The organism is Streptomyces sp. NPDC006925, from assembly GCF_042869575.1.
In the GTDB taxonomy this organism is placed as follows: domain Bacteria; phylum Actinomycetota; class Actinomycetes; order Streptomycetales; family Streptomycetaceae; genus Streptomyces.
The window spans coordinates 38070-58199 of sequence record NZ_JBIAGB010000020.1 but is presented as its reverse complement, the minus strand read 5'-3'; the positions used below and the strand labels follow the sequence as shown (position 1 = coordinate 58199).

Genomic DNA, 20130 nt, shown 5'->3' with positions numbered 1-20130 from the left:
ACTCCCCTGTGTCCGCGGACAGCGCGGACAGCCGGCCCCGGGCTCGCGGCGAGCGGCCGGCCGCCAGCCGTCAGCCGTCAGCCGTCAGCGCACGCTGGTGTACGCCACCACGCCGCGCAGCATGCCCTCGATGGCCCTGCGCGCGTTCCGGGTCACCGTGCCGCCGTCCGGCGCCGCGGCGGCCAACTGGCCCAGGACGTCGATGACCTGCTTGCACCAGCGCACGAAGTCACCGGCGGGCATGTCGGCCTCGCGCAGCACATCGTCGAGGCCGTAGCCGTCCGCCCAGCGGAAAGCCGCCCAGGCGAAGCCCAGGTCGGGCTCGCGTTGGCCGACGCCCTCCGTGGCGGTGATCCGGTGCTCCTCCTCCAGCGCGTCCAGCCGCCCCCAGATCCGCACCATCTCCCCCAGCGCGGCACGGGCCCGGCCGCCGGGGAGCTTGGGAGGCAGCGCATCGTCGTTGCTGCGGGCCTCGAACACCAGCGCGGAGACGCAGGCGGCCAGCTCGGCGGGGGGCAGCCCCTCCCACACGCCCTCGCGCAGGCACTCCGACGCGAGCAGGTCGAGTTCGCCGTAGAGCCGGGCCAGCACCCGGCCGTCGTCGGTGACCTCGTCGCCGGAGAGATAGCCGAGCTCGGAGAGCAGCGCGTACACCCGGTCGAAGGTGCGGGCGATGGTGTTCGTACGGCCCTCGATGCGGCGCTCCAGCTGGCGGGTGTCGCGGCGCAGCCGGGTGTAGCGCTCGGCCCACCGGGCGTGGTCCTCCCGCTCGTCGCAGCCGTGGCAGGGGTGCCGGCGGATCTCCGTGCGCAGCCGCTCGATCTCCGGGTCGTCGGCGGCGGCCGAGCGCTGCCTGCGGTGCCGCTCGGGCACATAGTGGCCCGCCTTGCTGCGCAGCGCGGAGGCCAGGTCCCGGCGGGACTGCGGACTGCGCGCGTTGAAGGACTTGGGGATGCGCATCCGCTCCAGCGGCTCGACGGGCACCGGGAAGTCGATCGGACCGAGCCGTTTGACCTGCCGCTGCGCCGTCAGGACGAGCGGCCGCGGCCCCTCCTGGCCGGTGCTCCCGTCGTACCCCCTGCGCGCGCCCGACCCGCGGCCGCCACTCACCCCGGCGTCCAGCACCAGCGCCAGCCCCGCGTACTTCCCGGTGGGCACATGGATGACGTCACCCGGCCTCAGCTTCTCCAGGGCCGCCGCGGCCTGCGCCCGGCGCTGGTTGGCGCCCTGCTTGGCCAGCTCCGTCTCGCGGTCCTTCAGCTCCCGGCGCAGCCGCGCGTACTCCTCGAAGTCCCCCAGATGGCAGGTCATGGAGGCGCGGTAGCCCGCCATGCCCTCCTCGTTCTTCTGCACCTGCCGGGAGATGCCGACCACCGAGCGGTCGGCCTGGAACTGCGCGAAGGACGTCTCCAGCAGCTCGCGCGAACGGTGCCTGCCGAACTGCGCGACGAGATTGACGGCCATGTTGTACGACGGCTTGAACGACGAGCGCAGCGGATAGGTGCGCGCACCGGCCAGACCCGCCAGCGCGGCGGGGTCCATGCCGCGCTGCCACAGCACCACGGCATGCCCCTCGATGTCGATGCCGCGCCGCCCCGCACGCCCGGTGAGCTGGGTGAACTCACCGGGGGTGATGTCGGCGTGCTGCTCGCCGTTCCACTTGACCAGCTTCTCCAGCACCACCGAGCGGGCCGGCATGTTGATGCCCAGGGCGAGTGTCTCGGTGGCGAAGACGGCCTTGACCAGGCCGCGCACGAACAGCTCCTCGACCACCTCCTTGAAGGTGGGCAGCATGCCCGCGTGGTGCGCCGCGATGCCCCGCTCCAGGCCCTCCAGCCACTCGAAGTAGCCCAGGACGTGCAGATCCTTGTCCGGGATGTCGGCGGTGCGCTCCTCGACGATCTCCCGGACCCGGCCGCGCGCCGCGTTGTCGTTCAGCCGCAGACCCGAGTAGAGGCACTGCTGGACGGCGGCCTCGCACCCCGCCCGGCTGAAGATGAAGGTGATGGCCGGGAGCAGCCCTTCCGAGTCCAGCCGGTCGATCACCTCGGGCCGGCCCGGCGTCCAGATCCGGGCCCGCTGCCGGCGCTCCCGCTCGCGGTCGGCCTCCCGCTGGGGGCGTCCGCCCCGGCGCCGGTCGCGGCCGCCTCCCACCCGGCTGTTCTCCATCCGGGCCATCCGCATCAGGTCGGGGTTGACCTCGCGCTTGTCGCCCGACTCCTCGAACAGGTCGTACATCCGGCGGCCGGCCAGCACGTGCTGCCACAGCGGCACCGGGCGCTCCTCGGAGACGATCACCTGGGTGTCGCCGCGGACGGTGTCCAGCCAGTCGCCGAACTCCTCCGCGTTGGAGACGGTGGCCGAGAGCGAGACCAGGGTGACCGACTCGGGGAGGTGGATGATCACCTCTTCCCAGACGGCGCCCCGGAAGCGGTCCGAGAGGTAGTGCACCTCGTCCATGACCACGTAGCCCAGGCCCAGCAGGGACTTCGAGCCCGCGTAGAGCATGTTCCGCAGCACCTCGGTCGTCATCACGACGATCGGCGCCTCGGAGTTGACGCTGTTGTCACCGGTCAGCAGTCCGACCTTGGCGGCTCCGTACCGCTTGACCAGGTCGTTGAACTTCTGGTTCGACAGCGCCTTGATGGGAGTCGTGTAGAAGCACTTGCGGCCCTGGGTGAGGGCCAGGTGGACGGCGAACTCGCCCACGATGGTCTTGCCGGAGCCGGTCGGCGCTGCGACCAGCACACCCTTTCCCGCTTCGAGGGCTTGGCACGCCTCGATCTGGAAGGGATCCAGAGCGAAGTCGTACAGGTCACGGAAGGGCGCGAGAGCGGTGGCCTGCTCGGCGGCACGCTCGCGCGCCGCCACGTACCGCTCCGCGGGGGACAGATCCTCGGTCATCGTGTCTACGAGCCTACCGGCCGACTCCGACAGACTCACGATCTTTACCGGCCCCCGCGGCGAATCCCGTGGTCAGCGAGGTGCGGGCACCTCGCTGACGGCCCGCGCAGCGGGCCGGGGTGCGGGATGGGCCGGACCCGGCGACGGACTCGCTCAGGTGGCGTCGTCGAAGCCGCCGGGCGCGCGCCCGCCGCCGTCCCGGCGGTCCTCGCCGTCGTGGCGCGGTCCGGGCAGGCCCTCGGCGGTGCCGATGGCCTCCGGCGTCAGGTCCAGCGGGGCCGCCTCCTCGTCGTCGAGCCCGGCGTCGGGGTTGCGGCGGCCGCGGCGGCGGTCGTTGAAGAGGCTGATGCCCACGGCGCTGAAGTACAGCAGCACGATGGGGGCCGCCAGCGCGCACATCGTCAGCGGGTCACCGGTCGGGGTGGCGACCGCCGCGAAGACGGTGATGCCCACGACCATCCCCCGCCACCAGCCCAGCAGCCGCTTGCCGGTCAGCACCCCGCCGAAGTTGAGGAGCACGAGCAGCAGCGGCAGCTCGAAGGCGAGGCCGAAGACGATGACCAGCCTGGTGACGATGTCGAGGAAGTCGTCCAGCGGGATGAGGTTGCCCGTGTTCTCCGGGGAGAAGTCGAGCAGCGTCTTGGCGGCCTTGGGCAGCAGCACGTAGGCCAGGAAGGCGCCCGCGAGGAAGAGCGGCACACCGGCGGCCACGAAGGAGCGCGCGTAGCGCTTCTCGTGGCGGTGCAGACCGGGGGCGAGGAAGCCCCACAGCTGGTAGAGCCAGACCGGGGAGGCGATGACGACGCCCGTGGTCAGCGCCACCTTCAGCATGATCGTGAAGGGCGCGATCAGGCCGTTGATGGTGATCTCGGCGCAGGTCTCGCCTTCCGCCGCGGTCTCGCCGAAGCCCTTGGTGCAGCCGACCGAATCCCGTACCGGATCCATCAGGAAATCGGCGATCTGCTTGTAATACACCATCGCCACGATGGTGACGACGAGGATGGCCAGCACCGACTTCATCAGACGGTTGCGCAGCTCCCGCAGGTGGTCCGCCAGAGGCATCCGCCCCTCGGGGTCCTTCTGCTGCTTACCCTGGTTCCGGGCGGACTTGAGCAACCCTCGTCCTCGGTCTCGAAGTGTCGGTTACGGCCTGCCGGGCCGCCGCCGCGGCTCGGTGTGCCACGGAGCGGACGGCGGACACGGCCGGTGGTGCGGCCGGGCTGCTCAGCTCTGCTTGGGCTGGTCCGCCGGTTCGGCGACGGGGCGCGAGGTCGCGACGTCGCCGGGGGCGGCCTGGATTGTCCGCGGGGCCGACTGCTGCGTCTCTCCCGACTTGTCCGCCTCGCCGTCGGAGGAGCCTTCCTTCTTCATCTGCTTGGCTTCGCTCTTGAGGATCCGGGCCGACTTGCCGAGCGAACGGGCCATGTCCGGGAGCTTCTTGGCGCCGAACAGCAGCAGGATGACAAGGAGGATCAGGACGATCTCCATGGGCCTCAAACCTGCGATCATGTGCCACTACCTTCTCGCCGGGGCGGCGTGTTCCGTGCCTGCCGGATGAATCGGACTGGCTGCATCGTGCGGACGTGCCGACATCGATCGTAACCCTGCGGAGTGAACGCCAGGCAATCCCCGTGCATCCGCCCGCTTGCGTACTGAGGCGCTCGTCGACGCGGCACCTGGCAGCCTACCGCTCCCGGATCCGGAGCCGGAGACCGGCCGTACGTCGGCTATGTCTCGTTCTGCCCTTGTGTACGGCCGGGGGCGCGACCGGGCGCCGTCTCCCGGCCGGTGCGCGCGGCCAGCGGCACCGCCGCCCGCTCCAGGCTCTCCGCCGCCTGCGTGATCCGTTCGGAGCTGTCGCCGACAGCCCGGGAGAAGCGCCGCACCTCCAGCCCCACCCGTACGGCGAGCACCCCGAGCACGGCGATCCCGCAGAAAGCGAGCGCCAGGAAGAACATCGGCCAGAGCATGCGGCCAGCCTAGTGCCCCCGGTGCCGCCCGCTCAGCCCGGCACTCCCGGCTCCCGGGGGGCGCCGGCGGCCTACGCGCCGGCCCCGTAGGCGGCCAGCGCCTCCCGCGCCGCCTCCCGCGCACTGCGGGCAAGCTCCTCCGGGGCCGTGATGCGGCCGTCCGCACCCAGGCGGAGCGCCAGCCGCCGCAGCGAAGCGGGGTCGGGGGTGCGCAGTGTGATGCGCAGGCCACCGTCGGCCAGCTCCTCGGCACTGTCGTGCGGGTAGTACTCCGCGACCCAGCGCCCACCGGGGCCGACCTCCACCACGACCTCCGGATCCGTGGCCGCGGGCTGCACCAGACCGGCACTGAGATCACGCGGCTCTATCGGCGGCGGGTCGGAGCGCTCGTCCAGCAGCTTGATCTCGGCGACCCGGTCCAGCCGGAAGGTGCGCCGCGCCTCGGAGAGCCGGCACCACGCCTCGACATAGGTGTGGCCGACGGCGAACAGCCGGATCGGGTCCACCTCGCGCTCGGTCAGCTCGTCCCGGGCAGGCGAGTAGTACCGGATCCACAGCCGGCGGCGCTCGGCGATGGCCCGGTCCACGTCGGCGAAGACACCGCCCTCCGACTCGAAGGTGACCGAGAGCCGCGAGCTGGCGCCCGCGCTCTCCCCCGCCGCCGTCTCCAGCTTGGCGGTGGCCCGCTGCAGCGCCTCCCGGTCGCTCTCCCGCAGCCCCGGCAGCGTGGCCACGGCACGGGCCGCGACCAGCAGTGCCGTCGCCTCGTCGGCGGCGAGCCGGAGGGGCTGCGCCGTGTCGCTGCCCAGCGCCTCGGAGTTGCGCCACCAGATGCGCTCCCCGTCGGTGTCGATCTCCAGCAGGTCCCCGCCGCGGAAGCTGGTGCCGCACATGGGCAGCACGTTCAGGTCGGAGATCAGCTCGTCGTCGGAGATCCCGAAGGCGCGGGCCACCTCCTCGACCCGGGCGCCCGGCCGGTCCCTGAGGTAGGTGACCAGCGACAGCATCCTGCGGGTCTGATCGATGGCGTTGACCGCCATGTTCCGCTCCTCCCTCAGCCCTGCGCCACGGCGCGCAGCCGGTCGATCACGTCCGCGCGCAGCTCGGCGGGCTCCAGCACGACCACGTCCGGTCCGAACTCCACCAGCCAGGCGTCCAGCCCGTGCCCGTACGGGATCTCCAACTCGTCCCAGCCGTCGCCGAGTTCCCGGGTGTGCAGGGCGCGGGAGCGCAGCGGATAGCCCGCACCGGCGCGCAGCCTGACGCGGGCCGTGCTGGTGGCGCCCTCCCCCGCCCAGCGCTCGACGGTCTCGCGCACCGTCACCTGATCGGGTACCGGCGCGGTGAAGGCCCCGGTCCGGGAGCGGACCGGGCCGGTGATCCGCGAGAGCCGGAAGACCCGCTCGGCCTGCCGCTCCCGGTCCCAGCCGGCCAGATACCAGTGCCCGCGCCAGCACTCCAGAGTCCAGGGCTCGACCTGGCGCTTCTCGGACCTGGCGGCGTTGGACTTGCGGTAGTCGAAGACGACGGGGCGGCGGTCGCGGCAGGCCAGCATCAGCGGCTCGAACGCGGCCTCCCGTGCGGGAATGTGCGGCTCCAGAGTGCTGAGCTGCCGCTCCCCGCCCTGCTCGGGCAGTGCGCCGGGCGGCATCCCGCCGGCGGCGTGCAGCTTCTGCAGGGCCCCGCTGGCCGCGGCGGCGAGGCGGGCCTGCTGCCAGACCCGGGCCGCGAGACCGAGCGCGGTGGCCTCGGCGGCGTCCAGGATGATGGGCGGCAGCCGGTTGCTGTCCCGGCGGGCGACATAGCCGGTCTCCCCGTCGAGATTGTCGACGGTGTCGATGACCAGGCCCAGCTCGCGCAGATCGTCCTTGTCGCGCTCGAACATCCGGCTGAAGGACTCCTCGGTCCCGGTGGACCCCTCCCCGGGGCCGGATGCCGAGCCCGAGCCGAAGGCCTCGACGTAGGCCTCGATGGAAGCGCGCAGCTCGCGCTTGGTGAGTGGGCGGCGGGCCCCCAGCAGGCACAGCGCCAGATTCATCAGCCGCTCGGCCTTGGCAATCGCCATGGGTTCCCTCGTGCCCTCTCTGATGCTGTTCTGGACCCTCGACCGTACCGCCGGCGCGGCGCGAGGCAAAAGCCGGGAGCCCCGCGGTCGGCGGGGCTCCCGTCGGGCATGCTGGGCGTCGTCAGACCGACACGAGGTCGCAGACGAAGATCAGCGTCTCGCCCGGCTTGATCCGGCCACCGCCCGCGCCGCGCTCGCCGTAGGCGAGGTGCGCGGGGATGGTCAGCCGACGGCGGCCGCCGACCTTCATGCCCTGGACGCCCTTGTCCCAGCCGTCGATGACCTGGCCGGCGCCGAGCTGGAACTGGAGCGGCTTGCCGCGGTTCCAGCTCGCGTCGAACTCCTCACCGGTGGAGAAGGAGACGCCCACGTAGTGCACGGAGACGTTGTCCCCGGCCTTGGCCTCGGGACCGTCGCCCTCCCACAGGTCCTGGATCTCCAGGTCGGACGGCGGCTCGCCCTCGGGGAAGTCGACCTCGGGCTTGTCGATGCTCACGAAATTGCTCCTACGAACGTATCTGCGGGACAACCGCGCCAGTCTGCCACGGACGCGGTCACTTCACGTCGAGCACGTCCACCGAGAAAACGACCCCGTCCTTGAACTGCTTGCGCTGCTCCTTGGGGAACTCGTCCTGCGGCACCGAGATCACCACGCGGCTGCCCGCCTTGACGCCCTTGAGCCCTTCCTTCCAGCCCGGGATCTGGGCGACGGGGATCTCCTGCGGCGCGCCGTTCTGCGCCCAGGTGTCGTCCAGCTGCTTGCCGCCCTTCCACGCCTTGGCCGTGAAGTGGGTCAGGATCGTGCTGTCCGCACCGACCTCCTTGCCGCTGCCCTGCACGATGGTCTCGCTGACCAGTTTGTCCGGCGCCGAGTCCTTGCCCTCCGGCATCTTGATCGAGGGGGCCTTGTTCTTCTCGACCTTGGTGCTCACCTCGGGAAGCTGCGGGTTCTGCGGCTTGTCCACCGGCTTGCCGTCGATCTCGCTGGGCGCGATCTTCTCCAGGTCGACGACGAAGACCAGCGTGGAGTTGCCGGGGATCGTCGGCGGCTGCCCCTTCTTGCCGTACGCCTTGTCCGGCGGGGCGACGATCTCGACGCGGCTGCCGGTCTTCCTGCCGACCAGCGCCTCGTCCCAGCCCTTGATGACCTTGCCGGTACCGATCTGGAAGGTGGCGGGCATCTTCCGCTTCCAACTGCTGTCGAACTCGTCGCCGTTCCACAGCTGGCCCACGTAGTGCGCGCTGACGGCGTCGCCCTTGCGCACCTTCTGCCCGTCGCCGCTCTTGAGCACCTTGGTCTTCAGGTCGGAGGGCGGGTCGCCCTCGCCCTTTTCGATCTTGGGCTTCTTCCCCCAGGATCCGCTCACCGCCGGCGGGCTGCCCTTGGAGTCGGAGGAGCTGTCGTCACCCCCGCAGGCCGCCGCCGACACGGCCAGCAGCGGAACGACCAGGAGAGCGGCGGTACGACGCGCGGCGCGCGGGGTCCGGAAGGCTCGCGGGGTACGGGGGGTCGAGCCCCCGGAGAAATACAACATGAGTCCCACTCACGGGTATAGGGATGGTCCTGCGGAGATGACAGCCTACGACCCAGCAACGAGGGCGCCACCGCCCACGACACGGCACCGCACGCCGATGGTCAACTCACGCTGACACACGCCGAGGGCGGCCCCGTCGCACGGGACCGCCCTCGGCGACACGTCCGGCCGACGCACCGGGCAACCGTCACATGCCCGCGATCAGCTTCTCCACCCGCTCGTCCACCGACCTGAACGGGTCCTTGCACAGCACCGTGCGCTGCGCCTGGTCGTTCAGCTTGAGATGCACCCAGTCGACGGTGAAGTCCCGGCGCTGCTCCTGGGCCCTGCGGATGAAGTCGCCGCGCAGCCGGGCACGGGTGGTCTGCGGCGGCACCGACTTGCCCTCGAAGATCTTGACGTCGTCACAGATCCGGGCGGCCCTGCCACTGCGCTCCAGCAGGTAGTAGAGGCCGCGGCGGCGGTGGATGTCGTGGTAGGCGAGATCTATCTGCGCGATCCGCGGGTGCGACATGGTGATGTTGTTCTTGTTCCGGTACCGCTCGATGAGCTGGTACTTCATCACCCAGTCGATCTCAGTGTTGACCTTGTCCAGCTCCTGGGTGCGCACCGCCTCCAGGGCCCGCCCCCACAGCTCCAGCACCTGCTCGACCCGGCCGGTGCGGATACCGCGCCGGTCGCAGAAGTCCAGCGCCTTGTCGAAGTACTCCTGCTGGACCTCCAGCGCGGACGCCTCCCGGCCACTGGCCAGCCGCACCTTGCGCTGGCCCGTGATGTCGTGGCTGACCTCGCGGATCGCCCGGATCGGGTTCTCCAGCGTCAGGTCCCGCATCACCGTGCCCGCTTCGATCATGCGCAGCACCAGGTCGGTGGCGCCGACCTTGAGCAGCATCGTCGTCTCCGACATGTTGGAGTCGCCGACGATCACGTGCAGCCTGCGGTACCGCTCGGCGTCCGCGTGCGGCTCGTCCCGGGTGTTGATGATCGGCCGCGAGCGGGTGGTCGCCGAGCTGACGCCCTCCCAGATGTGCTCGGCACGCTGGCTGACGCAGTAGACCGCACCGCGCGGAGTCTGCAGCACCTTGCCCGCGCCGCACACCAGCTGCCGCGTCACCAGGAACGGGATGAGCACGTCGGCGAGCCGGGAGAACTCTCCGTGCCGGGCCACCAGATAGTTCTCGTGACATCCGTAGGAGTTGCCGGCCGAGTCGGTGTTGTTCTTGAAGAGATAGACGTCGCCCGCGATCCCCTCCTCGTGCAGCCGGCGCTCGGCATCGACGAGGAGGCCCTCGAGAATGCGCTCACCCGACTTGTCGTGCGTGACCAACTCGGTCACGTTGTCGCACTCCGGAGTGGCGTACTCCGGGTGCGAGCCCACGTCCAGGTAGAGGCGCGCGCCGTTCCGCAGAAACACATTGCTGCTGCGGCCCCATGACACAACACGGCGGAAGAGGTACCGCGCCACCTCGTCGGGGGACAGCCGGCGCTGGCCCCGGAACGTACATGTGACGCCGTACTCGTTCTCCAGCCCGAAGATTCGGCGGTCCATGCCTGAACATTACGCCTGCGGGAAGGATCTGAAACCGGGTTCGCCGCAGCCGTTCCGATCAGTTTCCGCACCTGGCAGGCGTTCCGCAGGCGCGCCCGCGGGACGCGACTCCCCCGTCCGGGCCCCGCTGTGCGGGTCCGCGCCCAGCCGTGCCGGTGCGGCCACCGGGTCGGCCGGCCGCGCCGCCGCGGAAGCGGCAGGCGCCCCGCCGGACGCCACCGCACCGCCAGACGCCACCGCACCAGCGGACGGCGCCCCCTGCGGGGGTGCCAGGAACCGCCGCGCCGCCACGACGACGGCCACCGCCGCCACCCCGCCGGCCCCGGCCAGCGCGAAGCCCGCCCCCGTGCCGCCCCACTCGATGACCGGGCCGACCGCGGCCGTGCCCGCCGCGGCACCCACCCCGAACGTCGTCACCAGCCAGGAGAACGCCTCGGTCACCGTCCCCGACGGAGCGTGCCGGTCCACCACCACGAAGGCGCACGCCAGGGACGGGGCCAGGAAGAGCCCGGAGAGCGCGCCCAGCACCGCCATCACCGGAAGCCCCGGCACCAGCGCCAGCGGCAGGTTGCCCAGCGCGAAGAGGCCCACCAGCACCCGCAGCCGCCCCTCGTGGCTGCCCGGCCAGCCGCGGGCGCCGTAGCTGATCCCGCCCACGAGCGCTCCCGTGCCCTGGGCCGCCAGCAGATAGGTGGAGATCAGCTTGTCGGAGCGGTCGTCTGCGTAGGAGACCGCGGCCAGCGCGAAGGTCCCCAGCGCCAGCCCCACGAAGAAGAACGAGGCCAGCAGCACCTTCAGCCCCGGCGAGCGCAGCGCCCCCAGCCAGTGCGGCTTGCGCGGTGCGGAGCGCCAGCGGCGGGACGGCGGTGAGAGGACCACCGAGACGGCGCCCAGCAGCCCCAGTCCGTTGACCACCAGCAGCGCCGCGGCCTCGCTCCATCCGGCGACCAGCAGCGTCACCAGCAGCGGGCCCACCGCGAACATCACCTCCTGGGCGACCGCGTCCAGCGCGTAGGCGGTGTGCACCTGCTCCTGGCGCCGCAGCACACTGGGCCACAGCGCCCGCAGCCCGCCCTCCAGGGGCGGGGTGAACAGGCCGAAGACGAGCACGCAGCCGAGGGCGAGCGGCAGCGAGCCGGTACCCGCCAGTGCAAGCGTGCCGGCGCCCGCGGCGGACGCCGCCGCGGCGGGCAGCATCACGCGCGGCTGCCCGAACAGGTCCACCAGCCGCCCCAGCATCGGCTGCCCGAACGCGGTGGCGAGGCCGTAGCCCGCCGACAGCGCCCCCGCGAGGGCCATGCTGCCGCCCTCGGCGCGGACGAACAGCGCGATGGCGATCGGTCCCGTGGCGTTCGGCAGCCTGCCCACCAGTGTCCCGGCCAGCAGCCGCATCGCGTGTCTGGCCCGCAGCACATCGGCGTAACCCGTCGCCATCCGCCCCACCCCTCGCTCCAGTTTTACGTATAACTACCGCGCTATACGTACCATGCCCAGGCAGCAGCGGTGAAGGAGTTTTCCGTGCCAGGACAGCAGTCGGCCGCCGGCCGCGAGCGCGGCACCGGAGGGCGCCCCGCGGCGGGACGCGGCGCCTCCCGCCGCGGCGCACCCGACCGGGACGCCGCGGAGCGGCCGACCGCGGACCGGGGCCCGGGCCGGAACCGGCCCACCGGACACGACGTCGCCGGTGCGGCAGGCGTCTCGCAGGCCACGGTCTCGCTGGTGCTCGGCGGCAAATGGGAGGGCAGAGTGTCCGCCCGGACCGCCGAGGCCGTCCGGGCCGCGGCCCGCGAGCTCGGCTACCGCCCCAACCTGGCAGCGCGCACCCTGCGCCTCGGCCGCACCCGCACCGCGCTCCTGGTGGTACCGGCGCTGACCAACGAGTTCTTCGCCACCGTGCACCGCGGAGCGGCCGAAGTCGCCGGAGCCCACGACTTCGGCATCGTCCTCTACCCCTCCCCCGAGGGAGTCGACACCGCCCCCGACCCCTTCGCCTCGGCCCGCACCGCACTCGACGGCGTCATCGCCTCCTCCATGGCCCCCGAGGCCCTCGCGGCGCTGCGCGGCGAAGGACTGCCCGTGGTGATGCTGGACAGCGACGAGCGGACCTGCGACGCCACCGTCAACGTCGACCTGGCCGACGGCATGCGGCAGGTGGTGGCCCACCTGCTCGGACTCGGCCACCGCAGGATCGCCCACATCGCCGCCGACGTGGACTCCTGGACCTTCGCGGAACGGGCGCGGGCGCTGCACGAGGAGCTGGCCGCGGGCGGCGCCACCCTGGTGCGCACGGAGCATGCGGCGCTCGGCGTGCCGGACGGCCTGGAAGCGGCGACCCGGGCACTGACGGCGCACCGGGGCGGCGCGGCGGACGGCAGCGTCGCCCGTCACGACGCTGCGGCGGACGGAAGCAGCCCGGCCCGCGGGGGCGGCGCGGACGGACCGCCTACGGCACTGGTGTGCGACGACGATCTGCTGGCCGCGGGAGCCCTGAAGGCCGCGCGGCGGCTCGGGCTGCGGGTGCCGGAGGACCTCTCGGTGACCGGATTCGACGACCTGGCCCTGGCGACCGCCGTGGAACCGGAGCTGACGACCGTCCGGTTGCCCGCCGAACGGGTGGGAGCCGCGGGCATGCGGACCCTGCTGGACATCCTGGAGGGGCGGGAGCCGGAAGCCGTGCGGCTGCCGGTGCGGCTGGTGGCACGCGGTTCCACCGGCCCCGCTCCCTCCCCTGGCCTGTCCCGGACGGGACCGCGTCAGGCGCCCGGCACAGGTACCGGCGCCCGGGACGCGTGACAGGGCCGGCCGCCGGCCGGAGGACGGCGCTCCGGACCCCTCGGGCCCGGATGCGGTCCGGGCCCGTGCCGCGGCCGCCCCGACCTGGCGGCGCAGCAGGACTCGGCCGATCCGGCCCGGTCAGACCCGCGCAGCCCTGTTCCGCCCCGCGGTCACCCTGCCGGGCGGCCGCGGGGCGGAGCAGGGCCGGGGACTACTCCTCCTCGCCGCCCTCGGCTTCGCCCTCCGCCTCGCCGGTGGCCTCCGGGGCGGGGGTCTCCTCCAGGAGACGGGCCACCTGCCCGGCCGGGACGCGCTTGAACTTGCGCCGCTGGGTGCGCTCGCGGTCCAGGACGGCCACCTCCAGCTGCTCGGCGGTCAGCGTCCGCTCGCTGCCGTTGCTGTCCCGCCTGAGCGCCTCGACAGCGAGCTTGAGGGCCTCGCCCAGCGACATTCCCTCCCGGTGCCGCTGGTCCATGTAGCTGCCGATCTGGTCCGAGTTGCCGCCGACCGCGACCGAGCCGTGCTCGTCGACGATCGACCCGTCGTGCGGCAGGCGGTAGATCTGGTCGTCCTCGGGCGCCGCGCCCACCTCGGCGACGATCAGCTCGACCTCGTAGGGCTTCTCCGCGTTCGCCGAGAAGATCGTGCCCAGGGTCTGGGCGTACACATTGGCCAGCCCGCGTGCCGTGACGTCCTGTCGGTCGTAGGTGTAGCCGCGCAGATCGGCGTAGCGGACACCGCCGATCCGCAGGTTCTCGAACTCGTTGTACTTGCCGACCGCGGCGAAGGCGATCCGGTCGTAGATCTCGCTGACCTTGTGCAGCGCGCGGGAGGGGTTCTCGGCGACGAAGACGATGCCGTCCGCGTACTGCAAAACGACCACGCTGCGTCCGCGCGCGATGCCTTTGCGGGCGTACTCGGCGCGGTCCGCCATCGCCTGCTGGGGTGACACATAGAACGGCGTCGACACCGGCTATCCGTCCCTTCCTGTCCGAATGAGTGCTCTAGGAGACGGGGGCCTGCGGCCCGTTGGGCAACCGGAGGCGGCCGTCGTGCACCGTCTGCGCCAGCCCGGAGACCTCTTCCTCGCCCAGCCTGCGGTAGCCGTCCTCCGTGATGGTCACCACCACCGGGTAGATGCGGCGCGTCATGTCCGGACCGCCGGTGGCCGAGTCGTCGTCGGCGGCGTCGTAGAGTGCCTGGAGGACCACGGTGGCGGCCTGTTCCTGGGTCATCTCGGCCCGGTAGAGCTTCTTGAGCGAGCCGCGGGCGAAGACCGAGCCGGAGCCGACACCGGCGAAGCCCAGCTCCTCGGAGCGGCCGCCCGTCACGTCGTAGGAGAAGATCCGGCCCGCGCCGCGGTCCAGATCGAAGCCGGCGAACAGCGGCACCACGGCCAGCCCCTGCATGGCCATGCCCAGGTTGCCGCGGATCATCGTGGAGAGCCGGTTGGCCTTGCCCTCCAGTGAGAGGGTGGAGCCCTCCACCTTCTCGAAGTGCTCCAGTTCGAGCTGGAACAGCTTCACCATCTCCACCGCCAGCCCCGCGGTGCCCGCAATGCCCACGGCGGAGTGCTCGTCTGCGGGAAAGACCTTCTCGATGTCCCGCTGCGCGATGACGTTGCCCATCGTCGCCCGCCGGTCCCCGGCAAGCACCACACCGCCGGCGAAGGTCGCGGCCACGATCGTGGTGCCGTGTGGCGCCTGCACGGCACCTTCCACGGGAGGCAGCGGCCGGCTTCCCGGCAACTGCTCCGGCGCGTGGTCGGACAGGAAATCCATGAACGACGACGACCCTGGCGTCAGGAAGGCAGCAGGTAGACGCCCGGTGCTACGAATTTCGGCTTCCACACGTTTCCTTCCACGTAGGCGACCGTACGCCGCATGACGTCCGGCCGATCCCTGAACTGCCCCAGTGCGGCATTGCAGCTGAAGCACAGTACGTCCCGGACCCTACCCGTCTCATGATCGTGGTCCACATGCTCAGGAGCATGCTCGGGAGCGGGCCTGAGACAGATCGGGCAGATGCCGAACTGGCCATCCAGCGGACTTTGGCGCTGCTCGACGGTCGTACCGTAGGTGCGTTTGAGGTGTCCGGCCCGTCCGTCAACTGCTCGGCGCTTCTTGCACCGAGTGGAGAGAGCATCCGAAGCAGTCGTATTGCGATGCCCTTCGCTGAACGACTTCACCTCCCCACGTGAACGGCACGGTTGGGAACCAGTCGGCACCGGGGGGTACTTCAGCATGCGCCGCTCGCGCCGCTTCCGCTGGTCCCACTGCTGTGCGTACGCACGAGCGCACGGTCGGCAGTGGTCCTGCAAACCGTCGGTCCGCCCCCGGTGACGCCCGAACGCCGCCGGGAACAGGCAACGCTCACAACGCGGGCAGTTCTTGATTTCCTCTTCCTTCACGAGGATCACCCTTCACTTTGAAGGGGATGTCATTGTCCACCCTTTTGGACAAAGGAACGCACAAAGTCTTCTGCGTTCTCCTCGAGCACGTCGTCGATTTCGTCCAGTACGGAGTCCACGTCGTCGGAGAGTGCCTCCTGGCGTTCCTTGAGGTCCTCGGAGACCTGTGCGTCCTGGGTCTCCTCCTCGGTCTCCTCGGTGTGACGCGTGGACTTCTGCTGTCCGCCGCCGCTGTCCTTGGTCGCCATATCCCTCACCCCGCTCGGTTCGGTGGTGTACGCGGAACGTACAAGATCAGACCCTACAAGCCGGGACCGGCTTCGGCTCCTTCGTTGTGACAACGTCCGGCAACCACCTCGATGATTCCCGGACCGGGCACCGAATAGCCGCGATTCAGCCGCCCGAAAGCACCTTCACCAGCTCTTCCGCGGTGCGGCAGCGGTCCAGCAGCTCCTTGACGTGGTTACGGGTACCCCGCAGCGGCTCCAGAGTGGGGACCCGCTGCAGAGAGTCACGGCCGGGGAGATCGAAGATGACCGAGTCCCAGGAGGCGGCGGCCACGTCGTCGGCGTACTGCTCCAGACAGCGGCCTCGGAAGTAGGCCCGGGTGTCCTCAGGGGGCTTGAAGGCGGCCTCCTTGACCTCCTCCTCGGACAGCAGCCGCTGCATGCTCCCGCGGGACACCAGGCGGTTGTAGAGGCCCTTGTCGGAGCGCACGTCCGCGTACTGGAGATCCACGAGATGCAGCCGGGGCGCATCCCAGTCGAGGCTGTCGCGCCGCCGGTAGCCCTCCATCAGCTCCCGCTTGGCGACCCAGTCCAGCTCGCCGGCCAGGCTCATCGGGTCCCGCTCGAGCCGCCCGAGCACGTCCTCCCAGCGGGTCAGCACGTCGCGGGTCTGCTCGTCCGCGTCGGTGCCCCAGCGCTCCTCGACGTACTTGCGGGCCAGCTCGTAGTACTCCATCTGGAGCTGTACCGCGGTCAGTGTCCGACCGTTGCGGAGAGTGATCAACCGTTCGAGTGTCGGATCGTGTGAGACCTGGTGCAGGGTGCGGACGGGCTGGTCGACGGCGAGGTCCACGGCGATGAACCCGTCCTCGATCATGGACAGCACCAGGGAGGTCGTGCCCACCTTGAGGTAGGTGGAGATCTCCGAGAGGTTGGCATCCCCGATGATCACGTGCAGCCGCCGGTACTTCTCGGCATCGGCGTGCGGCTCGTCCCGGGTGTTGATGATCGGCCGCTTGAGTGTCGTCTCCAGTCCGACCTCGACCTCGAAGTAGTCGGCTCGCTGGCTGAGCTGGAAGCCGTGCTCGCTGCCGTCCTGGCCCAGCCCCACCCGTCCCGCACCGCACACGACCTGCCGGGACACGAAGAAGGGCGTCAGATGGCGGACGATCTCCGAGAAGGGGGTCTCCCGCTTCATCAGGTAGTTCTCGTGCGTGCCGTAGGAGGCGCCCTTGTTGTCGGTGTTGTTCTTGTAGAGGTGGATCGGGTGGGTCCCCGGGACCTCGGCCGCCCGCTCGGCGGCCTCCGCCATCACCCGCTCGCCAGCCTTGTCCCACAGCACCGCATCCCGCGGGTTGGTGACCTCGGGCGCGCTGTACTCGGGGTGGGCGTGGTCGACGTAGAGCCGCGCGCCGTTGGTGAGGATGACGTTGGCCAGCCCGATGTCCTCGTCCGTGAGCTGGCTGGCGTCGGCCGACTCGCGGGCCAGGTCGAAGCCGCGGGCGTCCCGCAGCGGGTTCTCCTCCTCGAAGTCCCAGCGGGCGCGCCGCGCCCGGTGCATCGCCGCCGCGTAGGCGTTGACGACCTGGGACGAGGTGAGCATGGCATTGGCGTTGGGGTGACCGGGCACGGAAATGCCGTACTCGGTCTCGATGCCCATTACGCGCCGTACGGTCATGCTTCCCTCCTTGCCTGACGGCCGCCCGCCGGTGGACAGCCGTTCAAGTCCCGCTGCGCATCCGTCCCGTGTGCGGCCCCCTCCTGCGCACTGCGCGTCGCGGCAGTGGGGAAAGCCTATGACGCACGGAGAGGAGTGGGGAGATCACTCTGCGGAATTCCTCTTCGCTCCGGGAAACAATCCGGCTGCGGGTACCCCGGGCGGGGACCCGCAGCCGGAACCGGATCTCGCTACAGGTACTGACCGGTATTGGCGACGGTGTCGATGGACCGGCCGGTGTCCGCGCCCTGCTTGCCGGTGACGAGGGTGCGGATGTAGACGATCCGCTCCCCCTTCTTGCCGGAGATGCGCGCCCAGTCGTCCGGGTTGGTGGTGTTGGGCAGGTCCTCGTTCTCCTTGAACTCGTCCACGCAGGCCGACAGGAGGTGGGAGACGCGCAGACCCTTCTGGTTGTGGTCCAGGAACGCCTTGATGGCCATCTTCTTGGCCCGGCCGACGATGTTCTCGATCATCGCTCCGGAGTTGAAGTCCTTGAAGTACAGGACCTCCTTGTCACCGTTGGCGTAGGTGACCTCGAGGAAGCGGTTCTCCTCCGACTCCGCGTACATCTGCTCCACGACCGACTGGATCATCGCAGCGCAGGCGGCCTCCACGTTGCCACCGTGCTCCGCGACGTCGTCGGCGTGGAGCGGCAGGTTCGAGGTGAGGTACTTGGAGAAGATGTCCTTGGCGGCCTCGGCGTCCGGACGCTCGATCTTGATCTTCACGTCCAGCCGGCCGGGACGCAGGATCGCCGGGTCGATCATGTCCTCGCGGTTCGAGGCGCCGATGACGATGACGTTCTCCAGCCCCTCCACGCCGTCGATCTCGGAGAGGAGCTGCGGGACGATGGTGTTCTCCACGTCCGAGCTCACCCCCGAGCCGCGGGTGCGGAAGAGGGAGTCCATCTCGTCGAAGAAGACGATGACGGGTGTGCCCTCGCTGGCCTTCTCCCGGGCCCGCTGGAAGACGAGGCGGATGTGCCGCTCCGTCTCGCCCACGTACTTGTTGAGCAGCTCGGGGCCCTTGATGTTGAGGAAGTAGCTCTTGCCCTGGGGCTTGCCCGTCACCTCGGCGACCTTCTTGGCCAGGGAATTGGCCACCGCCTTGGCGATGAGCGTCTTGCCGCAGCCGGGCGGGCCGTAGAGCAGGACGCCCTTGGGCGGACGCAGTTCGTGCTCCCGGAAGAGGTCCGGGTACAGATAGGGAAGCTCGACCGCGTCCCTGATCTGCTCGATCTGGCCGCCGAGGCCACCGATCTTGGTGTAGTCGATGTCCGGGACCTCTTCGAGGACCAGCTCCTCGACCTCGCTCTTGGGCACGACCTCGAAGACGTAGCCGGAGCGGCTCTCCAGCAGCAGGGCGTCGCCGGCCCGCAGCGTGGCGTTCAGCAGCGGCTCGGCGAGGCGCACCACACGCTCCTCGTCCGTGTGGCCGACGACCAGGGCGCGCTCTCCGTCCTCCAGGACTTCCTTGAGGGTGACGATGTCACCCGCGCGCTCGAACTCCATGGCCTCGACCACGTTGAGCGCCTCGTTCAGCATGAGCTCCTGGCCGCGCCGGAGCGACTGGAGGTCGACGCTCGGGCTGACGTTCACCCGCAGCTTGCGGCCGCCGGTGAAGATGTCGGCCGTGTCGTCCTCGTTGGCCTGCAGGAAGACGCCGAAGCCCGCGGGTGGCTGGGCGAGTCTGTCGACCTCTTCCTTGAGGGCCACGATCTGGTCACGCGCCTCGCGGAGCGTGGTGGAGAGCCGCTCGTTCTGGGCGGACACACCGGCCAGGTTGGTCTGCAGCTCGACGATCCGCTCCTCGAGAATACGAGTGTGCCGCGGAGAGTCGGCGAGCTTGCGGCGCAGGACGGCGATCTCCTGCTCAAGGTAGGCGACCTGGCCGGACGGGTCTTCGGAACCCCGACCGGGCCGGGCGCCGCGGTTGGTGTCGTCGTCGTGGGCTGCCACGGTCCTCACCTCCTCCAGGGGGAGCTGGACGCTTCGACCCTACCTGGGCCGGTGCGGGTTGAAACCCCTAGATCACAAAGACGGTCGGGGTGTGTCCGATCTTCACCCTTGCGCACTCCCTCAGGACTGGGAATACCCACCCACAACCATCTGAAAGCGACCGGTTGCGGTGTCGAGACGTTCAACACCCGTCCAGTACGGCGCTGTTTCGGCCCGAGCGGGACCCGAGCAGGATTCGAGGCGGCGGGCCCGGCCGACGGCGCGCGGAACCCCTCAGACGCGGACGCCGCCGCCCGCCACGGGGCCGGGACGGAGGGCGAACTTCCCCTCGTGCCACTCCCACTTGACCTTGCGCCGCCGGTCGGGGCAGCAGCGCGGCACGTCGGCGGAGGAGTAGCCGAGGAGGGTGGCGGAGACTGTGGTGCCGCGCACCGCCAGATCCTGGACCGACATGCCCTCCCGCTGCTCGACGAGGGCGGCGGCGAGCCGCGGCGGCCGGTCGGCGGCGGAGCCGGCGAGCACGTAGACGGCGCTGGGCGGGGTGCCTCCGTGGGCCCGACAGCGGACCACGGCGACGGTCTCGGTGACGCCGTCGCCGTCGAAATCGGCGGAGGCGGTGTCCAGCACCTCCGGCTTCGCCGCGCCCCGGCCGCAGTCCAGCGGGTAGTGGGCGCGGGCCGGGTCGGGGGCCCGGCCGGTGCCGGTGGGGACGGGGGTGGCGGTGGCGGGTCGCAGGAGCGCCGTGCCGCCGAGGACCGCGGCGAGTGCTGCGGCGGTGGCGAGCCAGTGGGCCGTGCGGGTACGGGTGTGCGGCAGTTCCGTCACTCGGGGTGACTCCTGGAGCGGTGCGAGGCGGACGCGGGGAGGACGCGAAGAGGAGGTGTCTCGCATGGTGCCACAGGTCACACCGTCGCGGAACGGCTGGGTCCCCTTGATCCTGCCGGGCCGCTCAACGCGGCTGCCCCGCACCCGGGTTCGGTCCGGGTGCGGGGCAGCGGGCGTGTCGCGCGGGCGCCGCCG

General features: G+C 70.9%; 18 protein-coding genes. 1 reads left to right on the top strand and 17 read right to left on the bottom strand.

The window, feature by feature from the left end:
* Nucleotides 1-84: 84 nt before the first annotated feature.
* The 10 genes from ACFYNS_RS23885 to ACFYNS_RS23840 form a co-directional block, all read right to left on the bottom strand.
* Nucleotides 85-2904 carry a DEAD/DEAH box helicase gene (locus tag ACFYNS_RS23885; RefSeq protein ID WP_388604984.1) on the bottom strand — a complete coding sequence of 940 codons (2820 nt, stop codon included), beginning with the start codon at nt 2902-2904 and terminating at the stop codon, nt 85-87.
* A 153-nt stretch (nt 2905-3057) separates the two neighbouring features.
* Entirely contained in the window at nt 3058-4020 is a 963-nt protein-coding gene (gene tatC / locus ACFYNS_RS23880; RefSeq protein ID WP_360299463.1) for a twin-arginine translocase subunit TatC, read from the bottom strand.
* A 108-nt stretch (nt 4021-4128) separates the two neighbouring features.
* Nucleotides 4129-4413 (bottom strand): Sec-independent protein translocase subunit TatA, encoded by a 285-nt coding sequence (tatA, locus tag ACFYNS_RS23875; RefSeq protein ID WP_360299461.1) that lies wholly within the window; start codon nt 4411-4413, stop codon nt 4129-4131.
* Nucleotides 4414-4631: 218 nt separating this feature from the next.
* Entirely contained in the window at nt 4632-4874 is a 243-nt protein-coding gene (locus ACFYNS_RS23870) for a hypothetical protein (RefSeq protein ID WP_360299458.1), read from the bottom strand.
* A 71-nt stretch (nt 4875-4945) separates the two neighbouring features.
* The gene (locus ACFYNS_RS23865) at nt 4946-5914 is read right to left on the bottom strand and encodes a WYL domain-containing protein (RefSeq protein WP_360299456.1); all 969 of its coding nucleotides are present in this window, start codon (nt 5912-5914) and stop codon (nt 4946-4948) included.
* 14 nt (nt 5915-5928) lie between these two features.
* Nucleotides 5929-6939 carry a WYL domain-containing protein gene (locus ACFYNS_RS23860; protein WP_360299453.1) on the bottom strand — a complete coding sequence of 337 codons (1011 nt, stop codon included), beginning with the start codon at nt 6937-6939 and terminating at the stop codon, nt 5929-5931.
* Nucleotides 6940-7060: 121 nt separating this feature from the next.
* The gene (locus tag ACFYNS_RS23855; RefSeq protein WP_075000434.1) at nt 7061-7435 is read right to left on the bottom strand and encodes an FKBP-type peptidyl-prolyl cis-trans isomerase; all 375 of its coding nucleotides are present in this window, start codon (nt 7433-7435) and stop codon (nt 7061-7063) included.
* Nucleotides 7436-7493: 58 nt separating this feature from the next.
* Nucleotides 7494-8474 carry an FKBP-type peptidyl-prolyl cis-trans isomerase gene (locus ACFYNS_RS23850; RefSeq protein ID WP_388604981.1) on the bottom strand — a complete coding sequence of 327 codons (981 nt, stop codon included), beginning with the start codon at nt 8472-8474 and terminating at the stop codon, nt 7494-7496.
* A gap of 187 nt (nt 8475-8661) precedes the next feature.
* Nucleotides 8662-10023 carry a Pup--protein ligase gene (pafA, locus tag ACFYNS_RS23845; RefSeq protein ID WP_360299448.1) on the bottom strand — a complete coding sequence of 454 codons (1362 nt, stop codon included), beginning with the start codon at nt 10021-10023 and terminating at the stop codon, nt 8662-8664.
* A 9-nt stretch (nt 10024-10032) separates the two neighbouring features.
* Nucleotides 10033-11457: an MFS transporter gene (locus tag ACFYNS_RS23840; RefSeq protein WP_388604979.1), complete on the bottom strand. Its 1425-nt coding sequence runs from the start codon at nt 11455-11457 to the stop codon at nt 10033-10035.
* 84 nt (nt 11458-11541) lie between these two features.
* On the opposite strand from ACFYNS_RS23840, the gene ACFYNS_RS23835 reads away from it, so the two are divergent.
* Entirely contained in the window at nt 11542-12816 is a 1275-nt protein-coding gene (locus tag ACFYNS_RS23835; protein ID WP_360295996.1) for a LacI family DNA-binding transcriptional regulator, read from the top strand.
* Nucleotides 12817-13009: 193 nt separating this feature from the next.
* Here ACFYNS_RS23835 and prcA read toward each other — a convergent pair whose 3' ends face one another.
* The 7 genes from prcA to ACFYNS_RS23800 form a co-directional block, all read right to left on the bottom strand.
* Entirely contained in the window at nt 13010-13768 is a 759-nt protein-coding gene (prcA, locus tag ACFYNS_RS23830) for a proteasome subunit alpha (protein WP_360295993.1), read from the bottom strand.
* A gap of 34 nt (nt 13769-13802) precedes the next feature.
* Nucleotides 13803-14648 (bottom strand): proteasome subunit beta, encoded by an 846-nt coding sequence (gene prcB / locus ACFYNS_RS23825; RefSeq protein ID WP_360295991.1) that lies wholly within the window; start codon nt 14646-14648, stop codon nt 13803-13805.
* Nucleotides 14600-15043 (bottom strand): endonuclease VII domain-containing protein, encoded by a 444-nt coding sequence (locus tag ACFYNS_RS23820; RefSeq protein ID WP_388605031.1) that lies wholly within the window; start codon nt 15041-15043, stop codon nt 14600-14602. The genes prcB and ACFYNS_RS23820 overlap by 49 nt, the downstream gene beginning before the upstream one ends.
* A gap of 194 nt (nt 15044-15237) precedes the next feature.
* A complete protein-coding gene (locus tag ACFYNS_RS23815; RefSeq protein ID WP_019356397.1) occupies nt 15238-15456 on the bottom strand; it encodes a ubiquitin-like protein Pup in 219 nt (72 codons plus the stop codon).
* A gap of 145 nt (nt 15457-15601) precedes the next feature.
* Nucleotides 15602-17113 carry a depupylase/deamidase Dop gene (gene dop / locus ACFYNS_RS23810; protein WP_360295988.1) on the bottom strand — a complete coding sequence of 504 codons (1512 nt, stop codon included), beginning with the start codon at nt 17111-17113 and terminating at the stop codon, nt 15602-15604.
* Nucleotides 17114-17343: 230 nt separating this feature from the next.
* Nucleotides 17344-19110: a proteasome ATPase gene (arc, locus tag ACFYNS_RS23805; RefSeq protein WP_360295985.1), complete on the bottom strand. Its 1767-nt coding sequence runs from the start codon at nt 19108-19110 to the stop codon at nt 17344-17346.
* Nucleotides 19111-19383: 273 nt separating this feature from the next.
* A complete protein-coding gene (locus ACFYNS_RS23800) occupies nt 19384-19935 on the bottom strand; it encodes a hypothetical protein (protein WP_360295982.1) in 552 nt (183 codons plus the stop codon).
* Nucleotides 19936-20130: the final 195 nt, after the last annotated feature.